21 protein-coding genes are annotated in these 22,201 nt (G+C 61.8%); 9 read left to right on the top strand and 12 right to left on the bottom strand.

Going from position 1 to position 22,201, the window contains the following annotated elements:
• Positions 1-131 precede the first annotated feature (131 nt).
• Complete coding sequence (gene argE / locus KGA88_RS05375; RefSeq protein WP_110662586.1) at positions 132-1,280, bottom strand: acetylornithine deacetylase; 1,149 nt, start codon at positions 1,278-1,280, stop codon at positions 132-134.
• A gap of 157 nt (positions 1,281-1,437) precedes the next feature.
• On the opposite strand from argE, the gene KGA88_RS05370 reads away from it, so the two are divergent.
• Positions 1,438-2,805: an inorganic triphosphatase gene (locus KGA88_RS05370; protein WP_150716306.1), complete on the top strand. Its 1,368-nt coding sequence runs from the start codon at positions 1,438-1,440 to the stop codon at positions 2,803-2,805.
• 115 nt (positions 2,806-2,920) lie between these two features.
• Here KGA88_RS05370 and KGA88_RS05365 read toward each other — a convergent pair whose 3' ends face one another.
• On the bottom strand, positions 2,921-3,391 hold the full coding sequence (locus tag KGA88_RS05365) for an Lrp/AsnC family transcriptional regulator (RefSeq protein ID WP_110661619.1): 471 nt from the start codon (positions 3,389-3,391) through the stop codon (positions 2,921-2,923).
• 126 nt (positions 3,392-3,517) lie between these two features.
• Between KGA88_RS05365 and KGA88_RS05360 the strand changes: the two genes are divergently transcribed.
• The 5 genes from KGA88_RS05360 (at position 3,518) to KGA88_RS05340 (ending at position 7,579) form a co-directional block, all read left to right on the top strand.
• Positions 3,518-3,856, top strand: coding sequence for a hypothetical protein (locus tag KGA88_RS05360; protein ID WP_223589458.1), 339 nt, complete (start codon positions 3,518-3,520; stop codon positions 3,854-3,856).
• An 89-nt stretch (positions 3,857-3,945) separates the two neighbouring features.
• Positions 3,946-5,730: a GspE/PulE family protein gene (locus KGA88_RS05355; RefSeq protein WP_223589456.1), complete on the top strand. Its 1,785-nt coding sequence runs from the start codon at positions 3,946-3,948 to the stop codon at positions 5,728-5,730.
• A gap of 84 nt (positions 5,731-5,814) precedes the next feature.
• Positions 5,815-6,735, top strand: a complete 921-nt coding sequence (locus KGA88_RS05350) for an SPFH domain-containing protein (RefSeq protein ID WP_110661625.1) — start codon at positions 5,815-5,817, stop codon at positions 6,733-6,735.
• Between the two features lie 8 nt (positions 6,736-6,743).
• Positions 6,744-7,193 carry an NfeD family protein gene (locus KGA88_RS05345; RefSeq protein WP_223589454.1) on the top strand — a complete coding sequence of 150 codons (450 nt, stop codon included), beginning with the start codon at positions 6,744-6,746 and terminating at the stop codon, positions 7,191-7,193.
• Between the two features lie 68 nt (positions 7,194-7,261).
• The gene (locus tag KGA88_RS05340; protein WP_110661629.1) at positions 7,262-7,579 is read left to right on the top strand and encodes a DUF2388 domain-containing protein; all 318 of its coding nucleotides are present in this window, start codon (positions 7,262-7,264) and stop codon (positions 7,577-7,579) included.
• Positions 7,580-7,774: 195 nt separating this feature from the next.
• Here KGA88_RS05340 and gcvP read toward each other — a convergent pair whose 3' ends face one another.
• Positions 7,775-10,648 (bottom strand): aminomethyl-transferring glycine dehydrogenase, encoded by a 2,874-nt coding sequence (gcvP, locus tag KGA88_RS05335; RefSeq protein WP_223589452.1) that lies wholly within the window; start codon positions 10,646-10,648, stop codon positions 7,775-7,777.
• A gap of 154 nt (positions 10,649-10,802) precedes the next feature.
• Between gcvP and KGA88_RS05330 the strand changes: the two genes are divergently transcribed.
• A complete protein-coding gene (locus KGA88_RS05330; RefSeq protein WP_223589449.1) occupies positions 10,803-11,942 on the top strand; it encodes a DegT/DnrJ/EryC1/StrS family aminotransferase in 1,140 nt (379 codons plus the stop codon).
• An 85-nt stretch (positions 11,943-12,027) separates the two neighbouring features.
• Here KGA88_RS05330 and gcvH read toward each other — a convergent pair whose 3' ends face one another.
• The 9 genes from gcvH to KGA88_RS05285 form a co-directional block, all read right to left on the bottom strand.
• On the bottom strand, positions 12,028-12,411 hold the full coding sequence (gcvH, locus tag KGA88_RS05325; RefSeq protein ID WP_223589447.1) for a glycine cleavage system protein GcvH: 384 nt from the start codon (positions 12,409-12,411) through the stop codon (positions 12,028-12,030).
• 48 nt (positions 12,412-12,459) lie between these two features.
• Positions 12,460-13,542, bottom strand: a complete 1,083-nt coding sequence (gcvT, locus tag KGA88_RS05320) for a glycine cleavage system aminomethyltransferase GcvT (RefSeq protein ID WP_110662127.1) — start codon at positions 13,540-13,542, stop codon at positions 12,460-12,462.
• A gap of 156 nt (positions 13,543-13,698) precedes the next feature.
• Complete coding sequence (locus KGA88_RS05315; RefSeq protein WP_223589445.1) at positions 13,699-15,315, bottom strand: ABC transporter permease; 1,617 nt, start codon at positions 15,313-15,315, stop codon at positions 13,699-13,701.
• Between the two features lie 192 nt (positions 15,316-15,507).
• Positions 15,508-16,512 (bottom strand): extracellular solute-binding protein, encoded by a 1,005-nt coding sequence (locus tag KGA88_RS05310; protein WP_110661968.1) that lies wholly within the window; start codon positions 16,510-16,512, stop codon positions 15,508-15,510.
• A 138-nt stretch (positions 16,513-16,650) separates the two neighbouring features.
• Positions 16,651-17,868 (bottom strand): 2-octaprenyl-3-methyl-6-methoxy-1,4-benzoquinol hydroxylase, encoded by a 1,218-nt coding sequence (locus KGA88_RS05305; RefSeq protein WP_181432125.1) that lies wholly within the window; start codon positions 17,866-17,868, stop codon positions 16,651-16,653.
• Positions 17,869-17,877: 9 nt separating this feature from the next.
• Positions 17,878-18,363, bottom strand: a complete 486-nt coding sequence (locus tag KGA88_RS05300) for a DUF4442 domain-containing protein (protein WP_110661970.1) — start codon at positions 18,361-18,363, stop codon at positions 17,878-17,880.
• Positions 18,356-19,543, bottom strand: a complete 1,188-nt coding sequence (gene ubiH, locus KGA88_RS05295) for a 2-octaprenyl-6-methoxyphenyl hydroxylase (RefSeq protein WP_223589443.1) — start codon at positions 19,541-19,543, stop codon at positions 18,356-18,358. Before ubiH ends, KGA88_RS05300 begins: the two co-directional genes overlap by 8 nt.
• A complete protein-coding gene (pepP, locus tag KGA88_RS05290; RefSeq protein WP_223589441.1) occupies positions 19,540-20,874 on the bottom strand; it encodes a Xaa-Pro aminopeptidase in 1,335 nt (444 codons plus the stop codon). Before pepP ends, ubiH begins: the two co-directional genes overlap by 4 nt.
• A 27-nt stretch (positions 20,875-20,901) precedes the next feature.
• A complete protein-coding gene (locus tag KGA88_RS05285) occupies positions 20,902-21,459 on the bottom strand; it encodes a YecA family protein (protein WP_223589439.1) in 558 nt (185 codons plus the stop codon).
• A 190-nt stretch (positions 21,460-21,649) separates the two neighbouring features.
• Here KGA88_RS05285 and KGA88_RS05280 point away from each other — a divergent pair, with 190 nt between their 5' ends.
• Together KGA88_RS05280 and KGA88_RS05275 are read left to right on the top strand one after the other, a co-directional pair.
• The gene (locus KGA88_RS05280; RefSeq protein ID WP_007982902.1) at positions 21,650-21,859 is read left to right on the top strand and encodes a TIGR02449 family protein; all 210 of its coding nucleotides are present in this window, start codon (positions 21,650-21,652) and stop codon (positions 21,857-21,859) included.
• Positions 21,856-22,173 (top strand): cell division protein ZapA, encoded by a 318-nt coding sequence (locus KGA88_RS05275; protein WP_008055229.1) that lies wholly within the window; start codon positions 21,856-21,858, stop codon positions 22,171-22,173. Before KGA88_RS05280 ends, KGA88_RS05275 begins: the two co-directional genes overlap by 4 nt.
• Positions 22,174-22,201 lie beyond the last annotated feature (28 nt).

The following is a 22,201-nucleotide window of genomic DNA, read 5'->3' as shown; positions in this document are numbered from 1 at the left end:
TTTGGGTACCGGCAATTTATACATTAAACCTGTAGGAGCCGGCTTGCTGGCGATGCAAGCACTGCGGTCCATTGGATGAACCGCGTCATCGTTCATCGCCAGCAAGCCGGCTCCTACAGATTGTGTTGCGTTCAGGCCGGCGTCAGGCAGTAATGTTCGATCAGTTGCCTTAATAGATGCACCGTAGGCTGCAAACGTGACATTTCCAGGTATTCCCCCGGCTGATGGGCGCAGGCGATATCACCCGGGCCAAGCACCAGCGTTTCACAGCCAAGGCGCTGAAGATAAGGTGCTTCGGTGCCGAACGCCACTGCTTCGGCGCTATGACCGGTGAGCTTTTCAGCAAGGCGCACCAATTCGGCGTCCTCGGCTTGCTCGAAGGGCGGCACTTCAGGGAACAGCGGTGCGTAATCGATCTTGACCTGATGCCGTTCGGCAATCGGATTGAGCTTTTGCAGGATCTCGGCGCGCAGGACCTTGGGGTCCATACCGGGCAACGGTCGCAAATCGAACTCCAGCGAACACTGGCCGCAGATGCGGTTGGGGTTGTCGCCACCGTGGATGCAGCCGAAGTTCATCGTAGGCGTCGGCACGCCAAACTGTGGATTGCGGAATTCGCGCTGCCATAACAAGCGCAGGCCACGCAGTTCGCCGATGGCATCGTGCATGGCTTCCAGGGCGCTGTGGCCCAGGCGCGGATCGGAGGAGTGACCGCTCTGGCCGAGGATGTCGATACGCTCCATCATGATGCCTTTGTGCATGCGGATCGGCTTGAGCCCGGTCGGCTCGCCTATCACCGCCGCCCGCCCCAGCGGTCGCCCCGCTTCGGCCAGCGCACGGGCGCCGGACATCGAGCTTTCTTCATCGCAGGTGGCGAGAATCAGCAACGGCTGCTTGAACGGCTGATCGAGCAGCGGTTTGACCGCCTCGATGGCCAGGGCGAAAAAGCCCTTCATGTCGCAACTGCCCAGGCCGACCCAACGACCATCGACTTCAGTCAGCTTCAGCGGGTCGGTCTGCCAGAGCGCACCGTCAAACGGCACGGTGTCGCTGTGCCCGGCCAGCACCAGGCCGCCGGGACCGGAACCGAAACTGGCCAGCAGATTGAACTTGCCGGGGCTGACCTGCTGGATCTCGCAGGCAAAACCCAGCTCACCGAGCCACGTCGCCAGCAGATCGATCACCGGGCGGTTGGTTTGATCGAGACTGGGCTGGGTGCAACTGACTGACGGTGCGGCGATCAACGCAGCGAATTGTTCTTTCATCGACGGCAATGGCATCGCTGACTCCCGGCACCCGAATTGAGGTCCATCATAGAACCAACCGATGATAGGAATAAACCGTCGCGGCGCGTACTAACCTTGAGTCCTGTACACTGCACGACCTTGGCAGCCACACATTCCCCCGGCTGCGCTCCCGATCCTGGATTTTCCGGCCATGCAGAAAGAAACCGAAATCAAACTCCGCGTCAGCCGCGAAACCCTCGCCGCCCTGCGCGAGCACCCGCTACTGAAAAAACGCAACAAAAGTGGCTGGGAACGCCGTGAGTTGATGAATCAGTACTTTGACACGCCCGAGCGCGACCTGGCCCAGGCCAAAGTCGCCCTGCGCCTGCGCAAGGATGGCGAAGAAGTGATTCAGACCCTCAAGACCCGCGGCCAGAGTGTCGCCGGCTTGTCGGTGCGTAACGAGTACGACTGGAACCTGCCCAAAGCCAAGCTCGACCTGAAGAAACTCGACGGCGAATGCTGGCCCGAGGAACTGGCCGAACTGGACAAGAAGACCCTGAAGCCGATCTTCACCACCGACTTCGTCCGCGAACGCGCGGAAATCGCCTGGGGCCGTGGCAAGACCAAAGTGGTCATCGAAGCCGCGCTGGACCTGGGCCACGTCGTAGTCGGCAAGCAGAAAGAAGAAATCTGCGAGCTGGAGCTGGAACTGCGCGAAGGCGAGCCGGCAGCCCTGCTGGAACTGGCCGCCGAGCTGGCCGAGAAACTGGCCCTGATGCCGTGCGACATCAGCAAGGCCGAGCGCGGTTATCGCCTGTACGACGCCCACAGCTATTCGCTGAGCCTGCCGGCGCCGCAGATCACCGCCGAAACGCCGCTGGACGACGCGTTCGCCGCGCTGAGCTGGCATTTGCTGGGCAGCAGCCAACGCCTGGCCGAGCAGTATCGCTTCAACGGTCACTGGCGCCTGTTGCAGGATTGGGTCGAATGCCTCGCGGAAATGCGCGCGTTGATCAGCAGCCTGGGCCAGGCCGCTCCGCGTCAGTCGACCCACGACCTGCGTATCGCCCTCGATGCCTTGCTGGAAGACTGGCGTCCGCTGGTCCAGGCCGGCCTGGACGATGAAGACGTGCGCAAAGCCGCGCCTGAACAGTTCCTCGAAGAACTCGAAGACCCGCGCTGGGGTCTGTTCTCCCTGACCACCTCGCGCTGGTTGCTGGCCCGCACCTGGACCGCCGACCGCAATACCCGCGGCAATCGCCAAGGCGCAGCGCAACTGGGCAGCTGGTTGCCGCGCCTGCTGGGCGAAGAAGCCACTTCGTTGCAACTGCAGCGCTACCAGCAACAGCCGGAAGACCTGGCCGAGCAACTGCCGCGCATCGAGCGCATCCAGGTCTGGCTGCATCATGCGCGCAACGTGCTGGAGATCCCGGAAATGGATCGCCTGTACGGCGAGCTGAACAAACTGGCGCAACTGGCCAACGAATCGATCACCGATGAAGTCCTGGATGCGCGCAAGCAGCAGGCGATTGCGGTGTATCAGAACCGTGCCTGGAAAATGTTGCTGCGTCTGTAATACCTTGTGGCGAGGGGGCTTGCCCCCGTTGGGTTGCGCAGCGACCCCAAAAAATGGGCCTGCTGTGCAGTCCAACGGGGGCAAGCCCCCTCGCCACAAAGGCCCTCAAGCATCATCAGCGCAATACCGGCAAACTGGTAGTCGACTTGATCTCCGACAACGCCACGATCGAATTGACCTCCTGAATCCCCGGCACCATCGACAGCTTCTCGAAGAAGAAGCGCTCGTAGGCCTCGATGTCCGCCGTGACAATCCGCAGCAGGAAGTCCACCGCCCCCATCAGCACGTAACACTCCAGCACTTCCGGAAAGCCGCGAATCGCCTCGGTGAATTCGGTGAAGTTCGAACGCCCATGGGCATTGAGTTTCACCTCCGCGAAGATCTGCGTGTTCAGGCCGATTTTCTTGCGGTCGAGCAAGGTCACCTGGCCGCGAATGATGCCTTCCTCTTTCATCCGCTGAATCCGCCGCCAGCACGGCGATTGCGAGAGCCCCACCTGCTCGGCGATTTGCGCGCTGGAAAGCGAAGCGTCCTCTTGCAGCAAGGCGAGGATCTTGCGGTCGTAGCTGTCCAGCTCGCTTTGCATAAATAAACCCTTAACCGAGTAACAAGTGAATTGATTGATTCTTCATATCTGCAATACAGCCAATCATAGAGAAGAAATACCCGGCACAGGATGTAAACATTTCTCCAATGATTTTGGAGCCTGACCATGCCGTATCTCGAAGCCGTGAACACCCCTCCCGCCCGCGCCGATGTCTGGAACGTCGGCAACGCCCATTGCCGTGTTCGCTATCAAATGCTGGCCGAAGCAGAACCGGACCTGCTGTGTCGCGCGCTCAATCTGTTCGCCTTGCAAATGCTCACTCCGGAACAGGTCAACGTGCAGCGCCAGGACGACTGGCTGGATATCGAAATCGTCATCGACGGGTTGAGCTGGCACCGTGCGCAAGTGATTGCGGAAAAACTTCGTAACTTGATCAGCGTCTGCTCGGTGGAGCTGCAAGAAGCTGAGTCCGCATGGACCGAAGCGGTTCAAGCGGCGGGCTGAAAAACTCCGAAACGGCTTCGTCAGGTAGTGGCCCAGCAGTCAGCCGGGCCACGGCTATCCTTTGCGCACTGTCGTTCAAAGGAGCCCGCATGTCCGTACAACTCGCCTCTCAGGACCGCTGGCTGGATCTCAATGATGTGCTGCGCGAGCTGGTCGCCCAGGGCTTTATCAGCCAGGATTCGGCCGAACACGCACTCAATGCCCGCCGCCGCAACGCCACACATGGCCAGACGCATCCACTGGAGTTCATCGCCAGCCAACAGCTGGCGGATCTCAGCCGCCCCGGCAAACTGCTGGACCTCGAAAGCCTGACCTTGTGGCTGTCCCGGCAGGCCGGCCAGCCTTACCTGCGCATCGACCCGTTGAAAATCAACGTCGCGGCCGTGACCCCGCTGATGTCCTATGCCTTTGCCCAGCGCCACAAGATCCTCGCGGTAGCGATCGACCGCGATGCGGTCACAGTGGCCAGCGCCCAGCCTTATGTCAGCGGCTGGGAGTCTGACTTGACCCACGTGCTCAAATTGCCGATCAAGCGCGTGGTGGCCAACCCGGTGGACATCCAGCGCTTGAGCGTCGAGTTTTTCCGTCTGGCCAAATCGGTCACCGGGGCGAACAGCGCCGACCCGCACGTCAGCACCCTCGGCAATTTCGAACAGCTGCTCAACCTCGGCGCCAGCGACCAGGAGCCGGACGCCAACGACGCGCACATCGTCAACATCGTCGACTGGCTGTTCCAGTACGCATTCCAGCAACGCGCCAGCGACATCCACATCGAGCCCCGGCGCGAGCAAGGCACTGTGCGCTTTCGCATCGACGGGGTGCTGCACAACGTCTATCAATTCCCGCCCCAGGTCACCATGGCCATCGTCAGTCGCCTGAAAACCCTGGGGCGCATGAACGTTGCGGAGAAACGCAAACCCCAGGACGGCCGGGTGAAGACCAAGACCCCGGAAGGCGGTGAAGTCGAACTGCGCCTGTCGACACTGCCCACCGCCTTCGGCGAAAAAATGGTCATGCGGATCTTCGACCCGGAAGTGCTGCTCAAGGACTTCGACCAGCTCGGATTTTCCGTCGACGACCTGCGTCGCTGGCAGGACATGACCCGCCAGCCCCACGGCATCATCCTCGTCACCGGGCCGACGGGTTCGGGCAAGACCACTACCCTCTACACCACCCTGAAAAAACTGGCGACGCCGGAGGTCAACCTCTGCACCATCGAAGACCCGATCGAAATGGTCGAGCCGGCCTTCAACCAGATGCAAGTCCAGCACAATATCGACCTGACCTTCGCCGCCGGCGTACGCGCGCTGATGCGGCAAGACCCGGACATCATCATGATCGGCGAGATCCGTGACCTCGAAACCGCGGAAATGGCGATCCAGGCTGCGCTCACCGGGCACCTGGTGCTGTCGACCCTGCACACCAACGACGCGCCCAGTGCCATCAGCCGCCTGCTGGAGCTCGGCGTGCCGCACTACCTGATCAAGGCCACGGTGCTTGGCGTCATGGCCCAGCGACTGGTGCGAACCCTGTGCCCGCACTGCAAGGCGCCACTGGCGCTGGGCGAAGACGACTGGCAAACCCTGACCCGTCCCTGGCAGGCACCGTTGCCGGGCAATGCCCAGCGGGCCGTCGGTTGCCCGGAATGCCGCGACACCGGCTATCACGGTCGCGCCGGGGTCTACGAAATCATGCAGCTCAGCGATGGCATCAAGGCGTTGATAAGCCCCGACACCGATCTGCTGGCCGTGCGCCGCCAGGCATTCAAGGAAGGCATGCGCAGCCTGCGGCTGTCAGGGGCGCAAAAGGTCGCCGCCGGGCTGACGACCATCGAGGAGGTCCTGCGAGTGACACCCCAAAGCGAGCAGAACTGAGCCCGGTTGTTCTTATCCGCCATCGGCGCCGCTACACTCCAGCGATTGCAACTCCACAGATCCACACATCAACAAGGAATCGTTATGCAGATCGGTAGTGTGCTTTTGCTTTTTGTCGGCCTGGTGGTCGCCATTCTGTTCATGGGTTTCAAGGTCGTGCCCCAGGGTTTTGAATGGACAGTCGAGCGTTTCGGGCGCTACACCAACACGCTCAAGCCTGGGCTGAACGTCATCGTTCCGATCATGGACCGCATCGGGCGCAAGATGAACGTGATGGAAAGCGTGCTGGATATTCCGCCACAGGAAGTCATCACTTCCGACAACGCCACTGTGCAAATCGACGCCGTGTGCTTCTTCCAGGTGGTCAACACGGCCCAGGCTGCCTACGAGGTCAACAACCTCGAACACGCCATCCGTAACCTGTTGCAAACCAACATCCGTACGGTGCTCGGCTCGATGGAGCTCGATGCCATGCTCAGCCAGCGTGACGGGATCAACGAAAAACTGCTGCGCACCGTCGATGAAGCGACCGCGCCGTGGGGCATCAAGATCACCCGGATCGAGATCAAGGACATCAGCCCGCCCGCCGACCTGATGGCGGCGATGTCGGGGCAGATGAAAGCCGAGCGGATCAAGCGCGCGCAAATCCTGGAAGCCGAAGGCCTGCGCGCCGCAGCGATCCTGACCGCCGAAGGCAAGAAGCAGGCACAGATCCTCGAAGCCGAAGGCAGCCGCCAGGCCGCCTTCCTGGAGTCCGAAGCCCGCGAGCGGCAAGCCGAGGCAGAAGCCCAGGCGACCAAAGTGGTGTCCGAAGCCATCGCCAGCGGCAACGTGCAAGCGGTCAACTACTTCGTCGCGCAGAAGTACATCGATGCACTGGGCAAACTGGCTTCGGCCAACAACAGCAAAGTGATCCTGATGCCGCTGGAGGCCAGCTCGATGATCGGTGCAGTGGGCGGCATTGGCGAAATCGTCAAGGCCACTTTCGACAACAAGAAAGCCTGAGGCGCGCCATGTGGGCATTCTTTCAGCATCTTTCGTTCTGGGACTGGTTGGCGCTGGGCACGGTGCTGTTGATTCTTGAGGTGTTCGGCGCTGGTGGCTACCTGTTGTGGATCGGCATGGCGGCGGCCGCCGTGGGCGTCTTGACCTTCCTCCTGCCGGGCCTGTCCTGGGAGTGGCAGTTTCTGTTGTTCGGCCTGCTGTCGATCGCCACCGCGTTGTACTGGTGGCGGCGTCAGCGCACGGCGACGCGCCCGAGCGACCAGCCGCACCTGAATCTGCGCGGCCAGGAACTGATCGGCAAAACCTTCGTGGTGCATGAAGCGATTGTCGACGGTCGCGGCAAAATCAAGGTGGCCGACGGCGTGTGGATGGCACGCGGGCCGGACGCTGCCATTGGCAGCCGCGTGCGGGTGGTCGGCCAGCAAGGCGCGATACTGCTGGTCGAAACGGCAGAATAGGCACCCACGGAACTCGATTGGGGGTTGGCAATCCAACCGCGTAGTCAACCCAGTGGAGTCACCCTGTCATGCGTTTCAAACTTGCTGTCGCTACCGTCGCGCTGTTGTCCCTGCCTGTCGGTTCGGCGATGGCCGATACTTTTTGGCGTAACATTCTTACGTCCGGTGCAACCACCGGTTCGAGCTATCTGACGTCCAAGGATCACAAGCTGGTCGTCGCGGCCCAGGACGACGCCAGCAGCTTCGTCGCCAGTGACGGCGGCATCCGCGGTCCGTACCTGGAGGCGGCCATGCAGAAAGTCCGCGCCGACAACCCGGGCCTGCAAGCCACGGACATGGAACTGGCGAATGCGATCCTGGCGAAGAATGCCGTGGCTTCGGAGTAAGCGTTGCGAATGAAAAATGCCGCTCAATTGAGCGGCATTTTTATACCTTGCGAACACAAACCTCATGTTCACTGATCCCCCCCTGTGGGAGCGGGCTTGCTCGCGAAAGCGGTGTGTCATTCAGCATAAATCTGGCTGACACGACGCCTTCGCGAGCAAGCCCGCTCCCACATTGTTTATGTGTTGCCTGGGAGGTCAGCGGTAGTCGTCGACCGGCACACACGCGCAAAACAGGTTTCGGTCCCCATACACATTGTCCACCCGGTTCACCGTCGGCCAGTACTTGTGAGCCTTGGTGTGCGCGTCCGGCGTGACCGCTTGCACGATGCTGTACGGCCGCTCCCACACGCCGGTGATATCGGCCAGCGTATGCGGTGCACCTTTCAACGGGTTTTCTTCCGCCGGCCAGTTACCGTTCTGCACCTCGTTGATTTCCGCGCGGATGCTCAGCATCGCCCCGATGAACCGATCCAGCTCCGCCTTCGACTCACTTTCGGTCGGTTCGACCATCAGCGTCCCCGGCACCGGGAATGACATCGTCGGGGCATGGAAGCCGTAGTCCATCAGGCGCTTGGCTACATCCTCCTCGGTAATACCGGTCAACGCCTTGAGCGGCCGCAGGTCGAGGATGCATTCGTGCGCCACCCGCTCGTTGCGCCCGGTGTACAGCACCGGGAAGGCACCGGACAAATGCCGCGCCAGGTAATTCGCGGCGAGGATCGCCACTTCGCTGGCGTCCGCCAGTTGCGGCCCCATCATCGCGATGTACATCCAGCTGATCGGCAAAATGCTCGCGCTGCCCCAGGGCGCCGCGCTGACGGCACCGTTTTGCGGGTGCGGCCCGTCGATCGGCACCACCGGATGGTTGGCCACGAACGGCGCCAGATGTGCCCGAACACCAATCGGCCCCATGCCCGGCCCACCGCCACCATGGGGTATGCAGAAGGTCTTGTGCAGGTTCATGTGCGAGACATCGGCGCCAATATCTGCCGGCCGCGCCAGCCCGACCTGAGCGTTGAGGTTGGCGCCATCCATGTACACCTGACCGCCGTGCTGATGGATCACTTCGCAGATTTCGCTGATGCCCTCCTCATACACACCATGGGTCGAAGGATAGGTCGCCATCAGGCAGGCGAGTTTGTCGGCGGCCTGTGCGGCTTTTTCCTTGAGGTCGTCCAGGTCGACGTTGCCCGCCTCGTCACACTCGACGATCACCACGCGCATCCCGGCCATTTGCGCCGACGCGGGATTAGTGCCGTGAGCCGACGAAGGAATCAGGCAGATATCGCGGCCACCCTGTTGCCGGCTCTCATGGTATTTGCGGATCGCCAGCAGCCCGGCGTACTCGCCCTGGGCGCCGGAGTTGGGTTGCATGCAGATCGCGTCGAAACCGGTGATCGCGCACAGCCAGCGCTCCAGCTCTTCGATCATCAGCCCATACCCGGCTGCCTGTTCCTTGGGTACGAACGGGTGCAGGTTGGCGAACTGCGGCCAGGTAATCGGGATCATCTCGCTGGTGGCGTTGAGCTTCATGGTGCAGGAGCCCAGCGGGATCATCGATTGATTGAGCGCCAGGTCCTTGTTTTCCAGTTGTTTGAGATAGCGCAGCATCTCGGTTTCGCTGTGATGGGCGCTGAACACCGGATGGCGCAGATAAGGCGAGCTTCGCGCCAACCCTTCGGGAATTCCGCCAGGCAAGACTTCGGCATCCAGGTCTTCAATGCGCAGGCCGTGATCGGCCCCCAGGAACACGTCGAACAGCTTCACCACGGTGGTTTCGTCACAGGCCTCGTCGAGGCTCAAGCCCAACTGTCCGCGCCCGAGTATGCGCAGGTTGATCTGCGCGGCCCGGGCACTTTCGATGATCGCGGTCTGGGTTCCACCGACTTCCAGCGTCAGGGTGTCGAAGAAGTGCCGGTTGACCCGGGTGATACCCTTGCGTTCAAGCCCGGCGGCAAGGATGCAGGTCAGCCGATGAACCCGCTGGGCGATCCGCTTGAGTCCTTCGGGGCCGTGGTAGACCGCATAGAAACTGGCGATATTGGCCAGCAGCACCTGGGCCGTACAGATGTTGGAGTTGGCCTTCTCCCGACGGATGTGTTGCTCGCGGGTTTGCAGGGCCATGCGCAGGGCAGTGTTGCCCCGCGCATCTTTCGAGACCCCGATGATCCGCCCGGGAATCGCTCGCTTGTATTCATCGCGGCTGGCAAAAAATGCCGCGTGCGGCCCGCCGTAGCCCATGGGCACGCCAAATCGCTGGGACGAGCCGAACACCACATCGGCGCCCAATTCACCCGGCGGGGTCAGCAGCAACAGACTCAGCAAATCCGTGGCAACACAGGCCAGGGCCTGTTGCGCGTGCAGGTGATCAATCAGCGGCCGCAGGTCGTGGATTTCACCGTGGGTGTCGGGGTATTGCAGCAGGGCGCCGAACACCTGGTGCTGCTTCAAGTTATCCACAGTGTCGACGATCAGCTCGAAGCCGAAACCTTCAGCGCGGGTCTGCACCACGGAAATGGTTTGCGGATGGCAGTTTTCGTCGACAAAGAACAGGTTGCTTTTCGACTTGGCGACCCGCTTGGCCAGGGCCATGGCTTCCGCCGCCGCGGTAGCCTCATCAAGCAGCGAGGCGTTGGCCAGTTCCAGGCCAGTCAGGTCGATGGTCAGTTGCTGGAAGTTCAGCAGCGCTTCGAGCCGCCCTTGGGCGATCTCCGGTTGATAGGGGGTGTACGCGGTGTACCAGCCAGGATTTTCCAGCACGTTACGTACAATGACGGCCGGCGTGAGGGTGCCGTGGTAGCCCATGCCGATCAGGCTGGTCCAGACCTGGTTCTGCTCGGCATAGCCGCGCAGCTTGGCCAGCGCGGCCTCTTCATCGAGTGCCGGGGGCAGGTCCAGCGCCCGGTTGAGGCGGATGCCCGGCGGCACGGTTTGCTCGATCAATTCGACCCGGCTGCCCAGGCCGAGGCTGTCGAGCATTGCCTGTTGCTCGGCGGCATCGGGTCCAAGGTGGCGGCGCAGAAAGGCATTGGGGTCGCGTAACTGGCTCAGGGACGGCAACTGGGACATGACGGGCTCTCTCTTGACTGGCGCTCAGCGTCGATGCAACACGGTCAAACCAGCATAGCAGTCGATCTTCGCGCGGATGACGTGGCGCGGTCGGCCAAACCGGATCATCATGTCCGCCGCCTATCTAATGTCCGTCGATCGGGTACCTGAATCCATGAGCCAATTGCCTTTCCTGCCGTTTTCCAAACCCACCATCGATGAAGCCACGATCGCCGCCGTAGGCGACGTGTTGCGCTCGGGATGGATCACCAGTGGCCCCAAGGTCCAGGCCTTCGAAGCACAACTTTCGGAGTATTTTGGCGGGCGCCCGGTGCGCACTTTCAATTCCGGCACCTGCACCATGGAAATCGCCTTGCGCATTGCCGGGGTCGGGCCGGGCGACGAAGTGATCACCACGCCGATTTCCTGGGTGGCCACCGCCAACGTCATCCTGGAAGTCGGCGCCACTCCGGTCTTTGCCGACATCGACCCGGTGACCCGCAATGTCGATCTCGATCAACTGGAAGCGGCGATCACGCCGCGCACCAAAGCCATTATCCCGGTGTACCTCGCCGGTTTGCCGGTGGACATGACGCGGTTGTACGCCCTGGCGAACAAACACGGCCTGCGAATCGTCGAAGATGCGGCACAGGCATTGGGCTCCAGCTGGAATGGCCAGCGCATTGGCTCGACCGGTGATTTCGTGTCCTTCAGTTTCCAGGCGAACAAGAACGTCACCTCCTCCGAGGGCGGTTGCCTGGTGCTGAATACGGCTGAAGAAGTACGCCTGGCAGAGAAATACCGGCTGCAGGGCGTTACCCGCAATGGCTTCGATGGCCTGGACGTCGACGTGCTGGGTGGCAAATTCAACATGACCGACGTCGCCGCGGCCATTGGCCTGGGGCAATTTGCCCATATCGACGCCATCACCGCTCATCGGCGTGAACTGGCCCGGCACTATTTCACCTGCTTTGGCGCGGATTTCGAAGCGCAGTACGGAGCGCAACTGCCTCCGGCGGATTTCGAGAACAGTAACTGGCATCTGTTCCAGCTGGTATTACCGGAACGCACGGATGGCAAACCGGCGCGGGCGACTTTCATGGAGCAGATGCAGGCTTTGGGTGTCGGGATCGGTTATCACTACCCGCCGATTCACCTGTTGAGCCTGTACCGCGAGTGCGGTTTCAAGGAGGGTATGTTCCCGGTTGCCGAGCGGGTCGGTCGGCTGATTGTCTCGCTGCCGATGTTCACGGCGATGAGCAAAACGGATGTCGAGCGTTCGGTGGCGGCGGTGAAGGCGGTACTCAAGGCTTGATTTACCCTTGCAGGAGTCCGGCTTGCCGGCGATGGCGGTCTTGAAGACGCCATCGCCGGCAAGCCGGCTCCTACAGGGGCGAGCATTACTCGCCGATGGCAGCCTTGTAGCCGGTGGCATCCAGCAGTTTTTCCAGCTCGGCGGTGTTGCTTGGCTTGAGCTTGAAGATCCACGCGCCGTACGGATCGGAGTTGAGCAGCTCAGGCTCACCGCTCAGCGCCTCATTGACGGCGATCACTTCACCGCTGATCGGTGCATAAATGTCGGAAGCGGCCTTAACCGATTCGACGACACCCGACTGATCACCGGCAGCAAACACGTTGCCGACTTCAGTCAGCTCGACGAACACCACGTCACCCAGCGCTTCCTGCGCGTGATCGCTGATGCCCACGGTGACGGTGCCATCGGCTTCCAGACGTGCCCATTCGTGACTTTCGGCAAAACGCAGGTCGGCAGGGATATCGCTCATGTTCTGTGTCCTCAGGAAATGGTCGGCGGGCAGGCCCGCCAGAAAATATTAGATCAAGGTTTTGCCGTGGCGTACGAAGGTCGGTTTGACCACCCGGACCGGATACCACTTGCCACGGATTTCCACTTCAGCGCGGTCGGCAGTTGCCATCGGCACGCGCGCCAGTGCAATCGACTTGCTTAGCGTAGGAGAGAAACTACCACTGGTGATCTCCCCTTCGCCAACATCCGCGATACGAACCACCTGATGAGCGCGCAAAACACCGCGCTCCTCAAGGACCAGACCGACCAGTTTGTGCTGCACGCCGGCAGCCTGCTCGGCTTCCAGGGCCTTGCGCCCGATGAACTGCCGGGCGGCAGGTTCCCAGGCGATGGTCCAGGCCATATTGGACGCCAGCGGTGAAACATCTTGCTGGATGTCCTGACCGTAAAGGTTCATGCCGGCTTCGACCCGCAAGGTATCCCGCGCGCCAAGGCCGATGGGGGAAATTCCGGCACCGACCAGATCGTTGAAAAAGCCTGGTGCCTGATCGGCGGGTAGAATGATTTCCAGGCCGTCTTCGCCGGTATAGCCGGTGCGCGCGAGAAACCAGTCACCATCGGACAGACCTTCGAAGGGTTTGAGGAGCTGGATCAGGTTGCCGCGGGACTGGCTGACCAGTTCGGCAATTTTATGCCGGGCGTGGGGGCCCTGGATGGCCAGCATCGCCAGCTCGGAACGCTCGCGAAGTTGCACGTCGAAACCGTCGAGATGGGCTTGCATCCAGGCCATGTCCTGATCGCGGGTGGAGGCATTGACCACCAGGCGATAACCCTCATCGAGACGGTAGACGATCATGTCGTCGACGATGCCACCCTGCTCGTTGAGCATGGTGCTGTACAACGCACGGCCGGGGCTGTGCAGGCGTTCGACATCGTTGGCCAGCAAATGCTGGAGCCAGGCTTTGGCCTGGGAGCCGCCGACGTCGATTACGGTCATGTGGGATACATCGAAGACACCGCAATCGCGGCGCACCTGATGGTGTTCCTCGACCTGCGATCCGTAATGCAGAGGCATGTCCCAACCGCCAAAATCGACCATCTTCGCGCCGAGTGCGAGATGAAGGTCATACAGAGGCGTACGCTGTCCCATGGGTTTCTCCTTCCGGGCGTGGCGAAGGCGCGGGCAAGTGCTGCACGGACTGAATGCCTTGAAACAAAGGGCCTTCAGCCGATTTCAGCTACCTGGTCTGTCAGACGGACCGCACCGAATGCCGCGCATTGTAGCCGCAAGGTGTAGGACTGACACCTAGCTGTTTCGATGTGCCGAGCGCCGGATCAATCCGATGACCGGTAACAGCCCGACCAGCACCAGCGTCAACGCCGGCAAAGATGCTCTCGCCCATTCGCCCTCGCTGGTCATTTCGAAGATTCGCACCGCCAGCGTATCCCAGCCAAACGGGCGCATCAGCAGGGTCGCGGGCATTTCCTTGAGCACATCGACGAACACCAGCAGCGCAGCGCTCAACGTACCGGGTAGCAATAATGGCAGATACACTTTGAAAAACAGTCGCGGCCCACTGACGCCAAGGCTACGTGCCGCTTCGGGCAAAGATGGCCGTATACGCGCCAGGCTGCTTTCCAGCGGCCCGTAGGCCACCGCAACGAAGCGCACCAGATAGGCCAGCAACAACGCCGACAGACTGCCCAGCAGCAGCGGCTTGCCCGCGCCGCCGAGCCAGCTCGAGAGCGGGATCACCAGTTCGCGATCCAAGTAACTGAACGCCAGCATGATCGACACCGCCAGCACTGAACCCGGCAAGGCATAGCCCAGGTTGGCCAGACTGATCCCGGAACGAATGGCCCGGGTGGGCGCCAGTCGTCGGGCAAACGCCAGTAACAAGGCGACGCTGACGGTGATCAACGCCGCCATCGCCCCCAGATATAAGGTATGGACGATCAACCCGGTGTAGCGCTCGTCGAGATCGAAGCGCCCACGCTGCCAGAACCACACCGCCAATTGCAGCATCGGAATAACGAAAGCGCAGGCAAACACCAGCCCGCACCAGGTCGTGGCCGCCAGAGCCTTGAAGCCCCGCAGGTGATACAGCGCCTTGACCCGTGGGCGCTCGTTGCTCGCCCGATTGGCCCCACGGGCACGCCGTTCGCCGTACAGCACGAGCATCACCACCAGCAGCAACAGGCTGGCCAGTTGCGCGGCGGAGGACAGGCTGAAAAAACCGTACCAGGTCTTGTAGATCGCCGTGGTGAAGGTATCGAAGTTGAACACCGACACTGCGCCGAAATCCGCGAGGGTTTCCATCAGCGCCAATGCCACACCCGCACCGATGGCCGGCCGCGCCATGGGCAATGCCACCCGCCAGAACGCTTGCCAGGGCGATTGGCCAAGGACCCGCGCCGCTTCCATCAGACCTTTACCCTGGGCGAGGAAAGCCGTGCGGGCCAGCAGATATACGTAGGGATAGAAAACCAGCACCAGCACCACGATCACACCACCCGTGGAGCGCACGCGCGGCAACCGCAGGCCACTGCCGAACCACTCGCGCAGCAGGGTTTGCACGGGTCCGGCGAAATCCAGCAGGCCGACAAACACAAACGCCAGTACGTAGGCAGGTATCGCGAAGGGCAGCATCAGCGCCCAATCGAGCCAGCGTCGACCGGGAAATTCACAGAGGCTGGTCAGCCAGGCAAGGCTGACGCCCAGCAGGGTGACACCAGCACCGACACCGAGTACCAGCGTCAGCGTGTTGCCCAGCAGGCGCGGCATCTGTGTTTCCCACAGGTGCGACCAGATTTGAACGTCGATGGTTTGCCAGGAAAGCAGCAGTACGCTCAGGGGCAACAGGACCAGCGCAGCGATGGCGAAGACGACTGGATACCAGCGGCGTTGGGCGGGATGGGCCAAGGGAGTTCTCTAGAAATTACAGTTTTCACCCTGTTTGTGGCGAGGGAGCTTGCTCCCGCTGGGATGCGAAGCAGCCCCAAAATCTGGCTACCAGCATCCATTTTGTGAGTGCTGCGCACTCAAGCGGGAGCAAGCTCCCTCGCCACAGGGATAATGTTCAGCCTTGGCTTACAAGCAGGGGGGTAGATTGACTCAGTTCCAGCCAGCCTTGTCCATCAGGCGAATCGCTTCCGCCTGACGCTTGCCGGCGATTTCCACAGGCAAGGTATCAGCGATGAACTTGCCCCATGCGGCGACTTCAGCCGATGGCTGCACGGCCGGGTTCGCCGGGAATTCCTGGTTCACGTCGGCGAAAATTTTCTGCGCTTCAGGGGTGGTCATCCACTCCACCAGGGCCTTGGCCGCTTCCGGGTGCGGTGCATTCTTGGTCAGGCCGATGCCCGACAGGTTGATATGCACACCACGGTCGACCTGGTTCGGCCAGAACAACTTCACCGGCAGGTCTGGCTTCTGCTTGTGCAGACGACCGTAGTAGTAGGTATTGACGATACCGACATCGCACTGGCCGGCGTTGATCGCTTCCAGCACGGCGGTGTCGTCGGAGAACACGTCAGTGGACAGGTTCTTGACCCAGCCCTTGAGGATTTCCTCGGTCTTGTCGGCGCCGTGCACTTCGATCATGGTCGCGGTCAGGGACTGGTTATAGACCTTCTTCGCCGTGCGCAGGCACAGGCGGCCTTCCCATTGCTTGTCGGCCAGCGCTTCGTACGTGGTCAGTTCACCCGGTTTCACCCGGTCAGTGGAGTAGGCAATGGTCCGCGCCCGCAGGCTCAGGCCGGTCCAGGCATGGGAGGCGGCCCGGTATTGCAGCGGAATGTTGGCGTCGATGGTTTTCGAGGTGAATGGCTGGAGGATGCCCATCTGCTCGGCTTGCCAGAGGTTGCCGGCATCGACGGTGAGCAGCAGGTCGGCCGGCGTATTCGCGCCCTCGGCCTTGAGCCGCTGCATCAGTGGCGCTTCCTTGTCGGTGATGAACTTCACCTTCACGCCGGTCTTGGCGGTGTAGGCATCGAATACCGGCTTGATCAGCTCGTCGATTCGCGAGGAGTAGACCACCACTTCGTCAGCGGCCTGGGCGGCGGTGCTGCCGATCAGGGTCAAGGCCAGTGCAGTCAGTAGACGCTTCGGTGCCAACATGGGAGCGGTCCCTCGATTGAAAAATGAGTCCAAATGATAAGGACTCACATTTGCCTTCTCAATCGAAGCTGGCTGTGGAGGAGTTACCAGATGTTGCGCAGATTCAGCTGACCATTGTGGCGAGGGGGCTTGCCCGCTTCAGGGTTTGGCCAGCGCCGGCAAATCCCCGGTCAATCCCAGCGCTTCACGCACGAACAAGGCCTTGGCCTCGGGCATCTGCTCAACCAGTTTCAACCCGGTATTACGCAACCAGCGCACCGGCAACGGATCGGCCTGGAACAACCGTTCGAACCCTTCCATCGCCGCCATCAGCGCCAGGTTGTGGGGCATGCGCCGACGCTCGTAACGGCTGAGGACTTTCACATCCGCCAGGCGTTCGCCACGGGTTGTCGCTTGCAGCAACACTTCGGCCAGCACGGCGGCATCGAGGAATCCGAGATTCACACCCTGCCCCGCCAGCGGGTGAATGGTGTGGGCCGCGTCGCCGATCAACGCCAGGCCTTCAGCAACATAACGCTTGGCATGGCGCTGGCGCAGGGGCACACACAGGCGCGGGTCGGCGCTCAGCACTTCACCGAGTCGCCCTTCGAAGGCGCGCTCCAGTTCCTTGCAGAAACCCTGGTCATCCATCGCCATCAGGCGTTCGGCTTCGCCGGGTGTGGTCGACCAGACGATCGAACACCAATCCTGTTGGCCGTCGCGCTCAAGCGGCAGAAACGCCAACGGACCGTTGTCGGTGAAGCGCTGCCATGCCGTCATTTGATGCGGTTTGGCGCAACGCACGCTGGTGACGATGGCATGGTGCAGATAATCCCATTCCCGGGTCGCGACACCGGCCAGGCGTCGCACCGCCGAGTTGGCGCCATCCGCCGCGATCACCAGTGGCGCGCGCAGGGTGCGGCCATCGGCCAGGGTCAGCAGCCAGTCATCGCCGGAGCGGCGCATCTGCTCCAGCCGTGCATTGGCCAGCAACCCCAGGTCGCAGTCGTGCAGGCGCTCGAGCAAGGCATCCTGGACCACGCGGTTTTCGACGATATGCCCCAGCACCTCGGCATGCACACTGGCCGCCGAAAAATGGATTTGCCCGGTGCCGCTGCCATCCCAGACCTGCATGTCGGTGTAGGGACTGCTGCGCCGCCCGGCGATGCCATCCCAGACGCCAAGGCGCTCGAGAATCCGCTGGCTGGCGGCCGATAGGGCGCTCACCCGCGGTTCAAACGCGGCCTGGGCGTTGAACGGTTTGACGCTCATGGGGCTGCCGTCCAGCAGCAAGACTTCCAGCCCGCTGTCCTGCAACGCCAGCGCCAAGGCGCTGCCGACCATTCCGGCCCCGACAATCAGCAGATCTGCGCGCATTTCCATGCTTTAAGCCTGTCTCTCTTGCGGCTTGAGCCGCACGTAAAGGGTTTTCCCGACCCGCGCCACCAGGTGACCGGCGCCGTCATGAATGTCGACCTGCAATTGCGGCAGGTACTTTTCGCCATTCGCCGTCTGCCGGCGGATCTCGTCGAGCAAGGTGTCGTCGATGGTGAAGCGGGCGAATACCGGACCTTTGCCCGGCGCGATGAAATCGATGTCGGCGGCCTTGTCCCAGACGATGTACTTGCGCCCGAGGTTTTCCATCAGCATCAGCATGAAGAACGGATCGACCATCGAGTACAGGCTGCCACCGAACTGGGTGCCCACGTAGTTGCGGTTGTACCAGCCCAGCCCCATGGAGACCCGCACGTCGCGAAAATCATCGCTGATGTGCTGCACCCGCACGCCTGCACCGAAGTACGGCGGGTAAAAGCTCATGAAAAAGCGCATCAGGCGGGCCTTTCCGAATCGGCGGATCAACCAGTTACGCATCCGGTCGCGTCCCCAGCCCCATCGCCTGCCGGGCGAACCAGCGCTTGGCCGGTGGCAACAGGTCGAGACCGAGCAAGCCGATGTTGCGCCCCAGGGACACCAGCGGCTGGGTGCTGCCGAACAGGCGCGTGACCTGGTCGGAGAAGCCCACGGTGAGGTTCTGATCGAGACGCTGGCGTTCGCGGTAGGCCTGCAACGTGGCGAAATCGCCCAAGGCTTTTTCGCTGGCGAGCAATGCATCGGCCAGGGCCTGGGCATCGCGCAGGGACAGGTTGAACCCCTGGCCGGCAATCGGATGCAGGCTGTGTGCCGCGTTGCCGAGCACCGCCAGATGCGGACGCACCTGTTCTTCGGCCTCGACCAGTGTCAGCGGATACAGATGCCGTGCCCCCACCTGTTTCAAGGTGCCGAGGCGATAACCGAACACACCCTGCAACTCGCTGAGGAAGCTGCGCTCATCCAGGGCCGCCAGGCGCTGCGCGTCCATGCCCAGGCGAGTCCAGACCAGCGCGCAGCGATTTTCCGGCAGCGGCAGCAACGCCATCGGGCCTTCGTCGGTGAACCGCTCGAAGGCCATGCCGTTGTGCGCTTCACTCGGGGTGATGTTGGCGATCAACGCGCTCTGGTTGTACGGACGCTTGCGAATGCCGATCCCCAGTTGCTCGCGCAGGCCGGAGCGGCCGCCATCGGCGAGCACCGCGAGGTCGCATTCCAGGATGGTTTCATCGTTGAGGGTCAGGCGATAGCCATCGGTCAGCGGCTCCATGCGGGTGACTTCCGCCGGGCAGCGCCAACTGATCACATCCTTGTCCAGGCCTTGCCACAGGCATTGGCCGAGCCAGGCGTTTTCAACGACATAACCCAGCGCCGGAACGCCCTCTTCCATCGCCGACAACCGAGCCGTCGAGAAACGCCCACGGTCGGACACATGAATCTGCTTGATCGGCTCGGCGCGGCGGGAGACTTCCTGCCAGACGCCCAACCGTTGATAAATCTGCCGCGAGCCGAAGGACAACGCCGAGGAACGCGCATCGTAACTCGGTTGATACGTATCCCCCGGTGCGAACGGCTCGATCAGCACGATCTTCCAGCCCCGGGCCTTGGCCCCCGCCTGCAAGGCCAGCGCCAGACTCGCACCGACCAGCCCGCCACCAATGATTGCCAGGTTGACTCGACTCATGCCGCTTGTGTCCGTGCAGCGGCCATCAGGGCCTCGATATCGGCGACGGTTTTCGGCACGCCGCCCGTCAATATTTCACAGCCGGTTTTGGTGACCACTACGTCGTCCTCGATGCGCACGCCAATGCCGCGCCATTTCTTCGCCACGTTCTGGTTGTCCGGGGCGATGTAGATTCCCGGCTCCACGGTCAGCGCCATGCCGACTTCCAGCACGCGCCACTCGCCGCCGACCTTGTACTCGCCGACGTCATGTACATCCATGCCCAGCCAGTGACCGGCGCGGTGCATGTAAAACGCTTTGTAGGCTTCGCTGGCGATCAGTTCGTCGACGTTGCCCTGGAGCAGCCCCAGCTTGACCAGCCCGGCCGTGATGACCCGGACTGTCGCTTCGTGCGCCTGATTCCAGTGTTTGTTCGGGGCGATTTCAGCAAAGGCGGCTTCCTGGGAAGCCAGCACCAATTGGTAAATCGCTTTCTGTTCCGCTGAATACTTGCCGCTGACCGGAAAGGTGCGGGTGATGTCGCTGGCGTAGCAGTCGATCTCACAACCGGCGTCGATCAGCACCAGATCACCGTCCTTGAGCAACGCGTCATTCTGCTGGTAATGCAGGATGCAACTGTTGCGCCCCGCCGCGACGATCGACCCGTAGGCCGGCATCTTCGCCCCGCCCTTGCGGAATTCGTAATCGAGCTCGGCTTCCAGGCTGAATTCGTGCAAGCCAGCGCGACAAGCCTGCATCGCCCGCACATGCGCCTGGGCGGAAATCCGCGCCGCCTCGCGCATCACTTTCACTTCTGCCGCCGATTTATACAGGCGCATGTCGTGCAGCAGATGATCCAGGGCAACGAACTCGTTCGGCGGCTGGGCACCGAGGTTGGCCTTGGAGCGGATCACGTTGATCCACTCCATCAGGTGGCGGTCGAATTCCGGGTTGCTGCCCATGGCCGAATACACCCGGTCACGGCCTTCGATCAAGCCCGGCAGGATGTCGTCGATATCGGTGATGGGAAAGGCGTCGTCGGCGCCGAAGTCGCGAATCGCGCCTTCTTGCCCGGCACGCAGGCCATCCCACAGCTCGCGCTCGGCGTTGCGTTCGCGGCAGAACAGAATGTATTCGCCATGCACCCGGCCCGGCATCAACACCAGCACGGCCTGGGGCTCGGGAAAACCGCTGAGGTACTGGAAGTCGCTGTCCTGGCGGTAAACGTGCTCGACGTCGCGGTTACGAATGGCCACCGCGGCGGCGGGCAGGATGGCGATGCTGTTGGGTTCCATCTGCGCCATCAGGGCCTTGCGGCGACGGCTGTATTCCGATTTCGGGATATGGATCATGGGCAGATGGCGTTCCCTGGCAAACGATTAGTGCAGCGACGGTTTGGCGGCAGCCGGCACGTCTTTTTTGGTCTCGGAGAACAGCAGCAGCGGAGCGACGCGCAGGTACTCCATGACTTCCATATAGTCGCTTTCGCCGTCTTCGGACTCTTCCAGGGCGTCTTGTACCTGGGAAATAGCCGCGAGGTCCTGCAACACTTCGGTGGCCTCGGTGCTGAGCATGCTGCTGTCACGGCAGTTCAAGCCGAAGCCGCTGAGGAAACCCTGGCACCACTGGCCCAGTGCGACGGCACGTTCGGTGAGCGGGGCATCGTCGGTAGGCAACAGCAGAACGACGGTCACGTCATCGCCGGTGAGTTCGCCTTTCACCATCGCTTGCAGGCCGATAAGGGCGTTGCGAACGTTGTCCTGCGGCTCGCTTTCGAGCAGTTCGGCGGCGTCGACAAGCCAGCCTTCGGCGTCGAAACCGGCGCCGGCGCAGCTGCGGCCGAGCAACAGGCCGTGCAGTTCAGCAGGCGAGACGTTGTGACCGCTGGAAGTCAGCAGGGTGGCGAAACCTTGGTACGGGGAATTCTGAATGGTCATGGGCAGCTAGGCGCCAGACGGCGCTATGTCTAGAATGAAGGCCTTGTATCCTACATCGACTACCCCTGTAGGAGCGAGCTTGCTCGCGATGGTCGCCAACGATAACGCTGGGTACCTGACGCCCCGCGGCGCTCTCAGGTTCATCGCGAGCTCGCTCCTACAGTCCGCCACCCATCAGACAGTGAAGACAATGGAAGACACCGACCTGCAAGCGCTGATGGCCAGACTCGAGTTGCTGATTACTCGAGTCGAGCAACTTAAGAGTCAAAACGGACTCTTACTAGCTCAGGAAAAGACCTGGCGCGAGGAACGCGCGCACCTCATTGAAAAAAACGAAATCGCCCGGCGTAAGGTCGAATCGATGATTTCGCGCCTCAAGGCCCTGGAGCAAGACTCATGAGTTCAAGCAATAGCGTCACCGTGCAGATTCTCGACAAAGAGTATTCGATCATCTGCCCTCAGGAAGAGCGCAGCAATCTGGTCAGCGCCGCCCGTTATCTGGACGGCAAGATGCGCGAGATTCGCAGCAGCGGCAAAGTCATCGGCGCCGACCGTATCGCCGTGATGGCTGCGCTGAACATCACCCACGATCTGCTGCACAAGGAAGAACGCCCGGATATCCAGGCCAGCGGCTCGACCCGCGAACAGGTTCGCGACCTGCTCGATCGCGTCGATCTGGTGCTCGCCACCGATCCGGACGTCACCAAAGGCTGATTCGCGTCGTCGCTTGCGTTATACTGCC

The organism is Pseudomonas sp. A-R-19, from assembly GCF_019956575.1.
In the GTDB taxonomy this organism is placed as follows: domain Bacteria; phylum Pseudomonadota; class Gammaproteobacteria; order Pseudomonadales; family Pseudomonadaceae; genus Aquipseudomonas.
This window is presented reverse-complemented; position numbering and strand designations above follow the sequence as displayed.